The sequence below is a fragment of the Pseudoalteromonas sp. BSi20495 genome (assembly GCF_000241185.1).
GTDB lineage: Bacteria > Pseudomonadota > Gammaproteobacteria > Enterobacterales > Alteromonadaceae > Pseudoalteromonas > Pseudoalteromonas fuliginea.
Genome location: NZ_BADY01000163.1, coordinates 1 through 6736 on the forward strand (window position 1 = coordinate 1; position 6736 = coordinate 6736).

The window sequence follows — 6736 nt, forward strand, 5'->3', positions numbered from 1 at the left end:
TAGTTAATTCAATCACAAATATTTTTGCCTACATCAATAGATTTCATGTGTACCTAACGAGCCTGTAGATTAACTCGTTTTTAAATTTTTTTTATTGATAAACAAACCATAGCTGAGTTCCTATTTTGGTTCAATTGATTACTGTATTTTTACGCAGAATATAGAAGTGTTTGATATTGTTTTAATTGGCGTTTTGGAAGGGATTAAGGGTGGTTGAGTGGCTTTTATTTAAAGTAAAAGGGCTCCCCCTTCTTAATGCATCGTGTTTTGCAGCTTTTCTATATAATGAACAAGGCAATACATTTGCCGCAGCATAAACTAAAGGCATTCACTTTCGTTTGACCCCGTAAGGTCAATTTATTCATGCCTTTGTTCACTGTAATATTCCGCTAAAGAAATTTAAAGCAAATGTAAGAGAACTTACTAACCGCAACTGAGGGATCTCAATGGCCTACAGATTCATAAACTTACGCAGTATTTACGTGGCTGGGGACACTATTACCTAATAGCCAACGCTTATCAGTTAGCGGTGGATTTAGATCATTGGATCCGCCGTAGGATAAGAATGTGCTACTGGCGGCAATGGCGTAAACCACGCACGAAAGTACCCAGTTTAATAAAACTGGGTGTTAGCGAACGACTCGCCATAGCCTTTGGTATCAACAGTAAAGGGCCTTGTCGAAGCTCAAAAAAAAGGAATTAACATTGCGCTAGGCAATGACTATTTAGCATCACAAGGTTTAGTGTCATTGAGAGATATTTGGATCGATATTCATCACGGGAGATGAACCGCCCATTGCACTTCCTGTCAATAAAAAGCGTATGATGGGTGTTGTGGGGGCTGGAGGTTAGAGACCTCCGGCTACCCGATTAGGTGCTGGTTCTCACAACTAATTTTCTTACACCAATTAAAACACCGCCATATGAAATTGGAAAGAGTATTAGTACGAAAATTAATGTATCGGTATTAGAGATATCCATACCTGGACTTCCAATAACAGCGAGAGTATTGATTAACAGCAACACTATACTTGATTGGAGGAAGCCATTGTAACCAATAAAGCCCGCAAACAATAACATAATAAATGACACACCTATCGCTGGAGTAAAAGGTGCGGCTGCTAGCAACATACAAAGAAAAGAAAGTACGATAGAAAATCCGATTACTACTTTGAACATTGCAACCTCCATGGCATATAACGAGCCTGTAGATTAACTCGTTTTTAAATTTGTTTTTATTGATAAACAAACCATAGCTGAGTTCCTATTTTGGTTCAATCGATTACTGTATTTTTCATAGAATATAAAAGCTGGTTTGGTATTGTTTTAACTGGCGTTTTGGAAAGATTTACGGGTGTTTCAGTGGCTTTATTTTGGCTTAAAAGGGGTTGCCTCTCTTAATGCATCGTGTTTTGCAGCTTTTCTATATTATGAACAAGGCAATACAGTTGCCATTGGGCGTTCACTTTCGCTTGGCTCCGTAAGGTCAATTTATTCATGCCTTTATTCACTGTAATGTTCCGCTTTTTATTTAAAGGAAAGCGGGCTCTATACAGCCGAATATTTTGCCATTCTTTAATAAACAGCTGTCGTCAACCTATCGGACTGTCTATTTTTACTTTCATCTTATCAACATAGCTTAGCTTTTTGCGTGATTCATTATTTATAAAAATGCACTCTTCATACTGTTTTTGTTGGCTTTTTTCGTAATAATTAGTATGGGTGCCATCCTAATTTCCTAATTATTTTTATCCGCTATGGGGTCAAATTGTGACCGTTACAAATGCGATGCTGACATACAAAAATACGCATACCGAACGCAGTGGGAAGAAGGAATGAATACACTTGCGATACTCATGCACTAAATTTTTAAGGCAAACATTTGTGGAATGGGCAGGATTATCTGTGCGTTATTCATTTTGGGCTAAAGCCTATTATCGGCAGCAAGAAGCCAAAGGAAAACCTCATAATACCATCATCAGATCATTGACATTTAAGTGGATACGAATCCTATTTAGGTGCTGGAAAACACATACGCCCTACGATGAATCAACTTACTTAACTCATTGAAAAGTAAGGGATCACCGCTGTTAAAATTTGCGGTGGAAAGTGAGCTTTAGCGCTTGCTGTCCACCTCAGGGCGTGTTGTTATAAGCCTAGAAACGATAGCTATCTGTACTGATTAATTCACCTGAGCTAAATTTTTGTAATATATATGTCTGAGAATCTTTATCAATCTCGATGAAATAACCTAATTCGTAACCGCAAACATGTTCTGGGTGGGTTTCTCCATCATAAGAATAGACTTCATTCCCATACCCTGGCTTAGTCATTGTTCTTAGACGAGCTCGGTCACTTACTTTTTCACTTTCTGGGCGTTCTGATTTTTTCATTTCAATTGCAATCAAATTATCTCTAGGCATGATTTCCCCACGACTATGAAGGATTAAGTCACAGTTTATAGTAACTATTTCCATTTCATCATCGAGGATAGTTTTAACTTGCCCGCCTTGTTTTCGGTTATATTCAGGATCTGCATAATAACCTTCAATATTATTTGATAGAGCACTTGCTTCTAAATACATTGCCAACCTACCACAAAGGTTTCTTTCGGCTACACCACTTAATATATTGCTAGTTTCTCTACTAAAAAATTGTTCTAAAGACTCTGAAAATACTTGTTCTAACATGAATTGTGCATCCTTGCTGGATTAGGCTTATAACGAGCCTGTAGATTAACTTCGTTTTTTATTTATTTTTATTGATAAACAAACCATAGCTGAGTTCCTATTTTGGTTCAATCGATTACTGTATTTTATGCAGAATATAAAGTGGGAGTTTGGTGTTGTTTTAATTGGCGTTTTAGACGGTATTACGGGTACTTGAGTGGCTTTTATTTAGGGTAAAAGCGCTTACCCTTCTTAATGCATCGTGTTTTGCAGCTTTTCTATATTATGAACAAGACAATACAGTTGCCGCAGTGTAAAGTAAAGGCATTCTCTTTCATTTGACCCCGTAAGGTCAATTTATGCATCCCTTTATTCACCGTAATATTTCGCTTTTTATTTAAAGGAAAGCCGGTTCGATACAGCCAAGTCGTTTGCTATTCTTTAATAAACCACTATCGTAGCCCGATTGGGCTGTCTATTTTTACTTTCACTTTGTCTACATAGCTCAGTTTTTACGTGATTCATTATTTATAACAATGCACCCATCACACTGTTTTTGTTGGATTTTTTCGTAATGATTAGTATGGGTACGATCCTAATTTCCTAATTATTTTCATCCGCTATGGGGTCAAATTGTGACCGTTATAAATGCGATGCTAACATACAAAATACGCATACCGAACGCAGTGGGAAGAAGGAATGGATACACTGGCGATACTCATGCACTAAATTTTAAGGCAAACGTTTGTGGAATGGACAGGATTATCTGTGCGTTATTCATTTTGGGCAAAAGCATCGTTACTTGGCCACGATAGTTGGCAGCAAGAAGCCAAAGGAAAACCTCATAATACAATCATCAGATCATTAGCATTTAAGTGGATACGAATCCTATTTAGGTGCTGGAAAACACATACGCCCTATGATGAATCAACTTACTTAACTGCATTGAAAAGTAAGGGATCACCGCTGTTAAAATTTGCGGTGGAAAGTGAGCTTTAGCGCTTGCTGTCCACCTCAGAGCGTGTTGTTAGTCGAATTATAAATACAAAAGATTATTTAACTCGTTTTAAGTTTCGCTTTTCGTCTTTCTCAATTGCAATATCTTCGGCAATTGTTTTTTCAGGCATAATATCTTCAATATTTTTTGGGCCTGCAATTAGTCCGCTTTCTAAATCCGCTAACTCAGGAGGCATATCTTTGCTAAAAAGATCTTCAGACCACTTTTTTGCTTTATTAGCAAGCCATTCGTCAAATTCAGGTGTGCCAGGTTTGGGTTTGTCTGTAGACATGGTAATCCTATAAATTTTGCCATAAATATGAAGGCGTATTACTTTCCTTCCCTTTTTTATAAGTAAAACCATGACCTTGGTAATACTTAATTAATTCAGCGTTTATAGGGCGCATGATTCTGACCTGATCTGCCCCAATTGAAGCTGCGTAAGTTTTAGCGGCTAAAACTGTAATTTCAACTATTTTACCCTTTAATGGGTGCCAAGAAGGCGCTCCCTCCAAGATATCTAATCTTAATCTTGAACCAGAAAAGGTTGGCTTGCCAATGCTTAACCCACATAACTGAGATTTTGCAAACCAAATAGCCAGATCAAAGCGTTTCGGGTGACGGTAGGCATACTGCCTAAAGCCTTCCGACCACGTCCAACTTGCATCATCGCTTCTACTTAAATTTTCCTCCCATCTCTTTGCATGAGCTAAGGCTATAGAGTCTACTGGTTTTAAGCCGACTATTTCAGACTAATTTTGAGGTAAACTATTTTGCGCAATTCTGCGACTACTATCTCTAAATTCATGATATTTATCTTCCGTTGATGAGTGTGATGCTTGCATAAAACTTCCTTTTAAAATGTTATAAATATATTTTCGAATGCCCAAGTGGAAAACTGGCTAACGAGCCTGTAGATTAACTTGTTTTTTATTTATTTTTATTGATGAATCAACCATAGCTGAGTTCCTATTTTGGTTCAATTGATTACTGTATTTTTACGCAGAATATTGAAGTGTTTGATATTGTTTTAATTGGCGTTTTGGAAGGATTTACTGGTGTTTCAGTGGCTTATAATTAGGTTAAAAGGGCTTCCCCTTCTTAATGCATCGTGTTTTGCAGCTTTTCTATATTATGAACAAGGCAATACAGTTGCCGCAGCATAAACTAAAGGCATTCACTTTCGCTTGGCTCCGTAAGGTCAATTTATTCATGCCTTTATTCACTGTAATGTTCCGCTTTTTATTTAAAGGAAAGCCGGTTCGATACAGCCGAGTCGTTTGCTATTCTTTAATAAACCACTATCGTAGCCCGATTGGGCTGTCTATTTTTACTTTCACTTTGTCTACATAGCTCAGTTTTTACGTGATTCATTATTTATAACAATACACTCATCACACTGTTTCTGTTAATTTTTTGAAACAATTAGGATGGGTGTTATCCTAATTTGCCAACAACTTATGTTGGCAATAACACGATTTGATGACGAAATTAAAACACTTTATAAGCAACATACATATCGCGCTATCTTTGATAGTTTACCTGGGGCGGGGCCACAATTAGCACCTCGATTATTAGCCGCTATGGGGTCAAATCGTGACCGCTATAAGTGCGCCGCTGACATACAAAAATACGCAGGCATTGCTCCAGTGACCGAACGCAGTGGCAAGAAGGAATGGATACACTGGCGATACTCGTGCACTAAATTTTTAAGGCAAACATTTGTGGAATGGGCAGGATTATCTGTGCGTTATTCATTTTGGGCTAAAGCCTATTATCGGCAGCAAGAAGCCAAAGGAAAACCTCATAATACCATCATCAGGTCATTGGCATTTAAGTGGATACGAATCCTATTTAGACTAAACTAGACAGCCACTCTAATTAAACAAATAAAACTGTGCTATTAAATTTACTTTTTCAGCTAAAAATTTATCTTTTACTATTGGGTTACTTTCATTTCACCCTATAAATAAGCCATTATCACTCTTAAACCTAAATTACACGCATGAAAATGACTGCATGATGCAGTTTTAACTTTTTACTGAAGCGTTTAAACTTTATGCGAGTAGCTTTTCACAGTTACTAATATTCGATCGCCGTTTTCTGTTTAGATTTTCACAGTAACTTGCTTGTGAGATCGGCCTGCCTACTGCACCATGAAATACGCGTGTAAATTGTGTGGTGAGTTTCAACCAGTTTTCAGAGGAAATATTGACTCTTTCGAGTAAGGGTAAGTGTGTACTTTCAATATACCCTCGTTTGTCCTCTCGTATACAACGCCCTGTTAACTCAACAAGTTCAAGGTACGATTTAAGCTCAAACGGTAGCCCTTTTGGCATGATTTGACGTGGCATGCCTGCAAAGCGGAGCAATTTTTTCGGTTGCTTGCCTTCTTTTGCGCATGTTAAGCGTAGTTGAGCGCTGGTATGGTCAGATTCTTCTGGGGTGTTAGCCATTTTGGCTCTAATGGGATTTAAGTCTACATACGCCATGCAGGCCGCCAATGCGGCTTCATCTAATAATGCTTGTGAACTAAATCGTCCCTCCCAAAAACGGCCAGTGCAGTTGTCTTCTTTATTTGCCCTGCGCGCAATGTCTTCATTTAACACCCGCATAAACCAACTAATACTTGATAGACGCTCTCGATATTCCTTTACCGTTTGATTAAAAAAGATAAGTTCAGCTTTACTTAGCTTTTCACCTTGTACGTATTTCTGCGTTAACAATGTGCCTTTACAGAGTTTATGCCAGCGAATAACAATCGCTTTGTCATTCAGCCGATTCGCTTTTTTATCATCAACATACATGACTAAATGGGTGTGGTTACTCATAACAGCATAAGCACAGACATCAATACAAAACACCTTGGCTAATGCGAGTAACTTATCTTCAACCCACCCTCGTCGATGCTCAAAAGATTGACCCGTAAAATGGTCTTCACCACATAAAAATGCACGGCGTACACATCGTGATATACAGTGGTAGTACTTTGTATCAACCAAACTTACTTGACGCTTTCTTGCGATTGCCATAAGACACCCTGCTTGTTTTTTGCACTAAACAAAGGCTA

Annotated in this window: 7 protein-coding genes and 1 pseudogene; 3 read left to right on the forward strand and 5 right to left on the reverse strand. The window is 38.0% G+C overall.

The features are described 5' to 3' along the window. Positions 1–389: 389 nt before the first annotated feature. Positions 390–788, forward strand: a pseudogene (locus P20495_RS21755) (group II intron maturase-specific domain-containing protein); the annotation flags it as partial. A gap of 82 nt (positions 789–870) precedes the next feature. Here the strand turns inward: P20495_RS21755 and P20495_RS21040 are convergent. The 3 genes from P20495_RS21040 to P20495_RS01960 form a co-directional block, all read right to left on the reverse strand. Beyond that, positions 871–1179 (reverse strand): DUF6419 family natural product biosynthesis protein, encoded by a 309-nt coding sequence (locus P20495_RS21040; RefSeq protein WP_033016392.1) that lies wholly within the window; start codon positions 1177–1179, stop codon positions 871–873. A gap of 218 nt (positions 1180–1397) precedes the next feature. After that, on the reverse strand, positions 1398–1499 hold the full coding sequence (locus tag P20495_RS22820) for a transposase (RefSeq protein WP_237113710.1): 102 nt from the start codon (positions 1497–1499) through the stop codon (positions 1398–1400). 657 nt (positions 1500–2156) lie between these two features. Further along, a complete protein-coding gene (locus P20495_RS01960) occupies positions 2157–2690 on the reverse strand; it encodes a hypothetical protein (protein WP_008138948.1) in 534 nt (177 codons plus the stop codon). Positions 2691–3416: 726 nt separating this feature from the next. Here P20495_RS01960 and P20495_RS01955 point away from each other — a divergent pair. After that, the gene (locus P20495_RS01955) at positions 3417–3668 is read left to right on the forward strand and encodes a hypothetical protein (protein ID WP_008138951.1); all 252 of its coding nucleotides are present in this window, start codon (positions 3417–3419) and stop codon (positions 3666–3668) included. Between the two features lie 53 nt (positions 3669–3721). Here P20495_RS01955 and P20495_RS01950 read toward each other — a convergent pair whose 3' ends face one another. Next, positions 3722–3958, reverse strand: coding sequence for a hypothetical protein (locus P20495_RS01950; RefSeq protein ID WP_008138954.1), 237 nt, complete (start codon positions 3956–3958; stop codon positions 3722–3724). A 1138-nt stretch (positions 3959–5096) separates the two neighbouring features. On the opposite strand from P20495_RS01950, the gene P20495_RS01940 reads away from it, so the two are divergent. After that, positions 5097–5534, forward strand: coding sequence for a transposase (locus tag P20495_RS01940; protein ID WP_008138959.1), 438 nt, complete (start codon positions 5097–5099; stop codon positions 5532–5534). A 189-nt stretch (positions 5535–5723) separates the two neighbouring features. Here the strand turns inward: P20495_RS01940 and P20495_RS01935 are convergent, their stop codons facing one another. Next, a complete protein-coding gene (locus tag P20495_RS01935; protein ID WP_008138961.1) occupies positions 5724–6698 on the reverse strand; it encodes a hypothetical protein in 975 nt (324 codons plus the stop codon). Between the last annotated feature and the right edge of the window lie 38 nt (positions 6699–6736).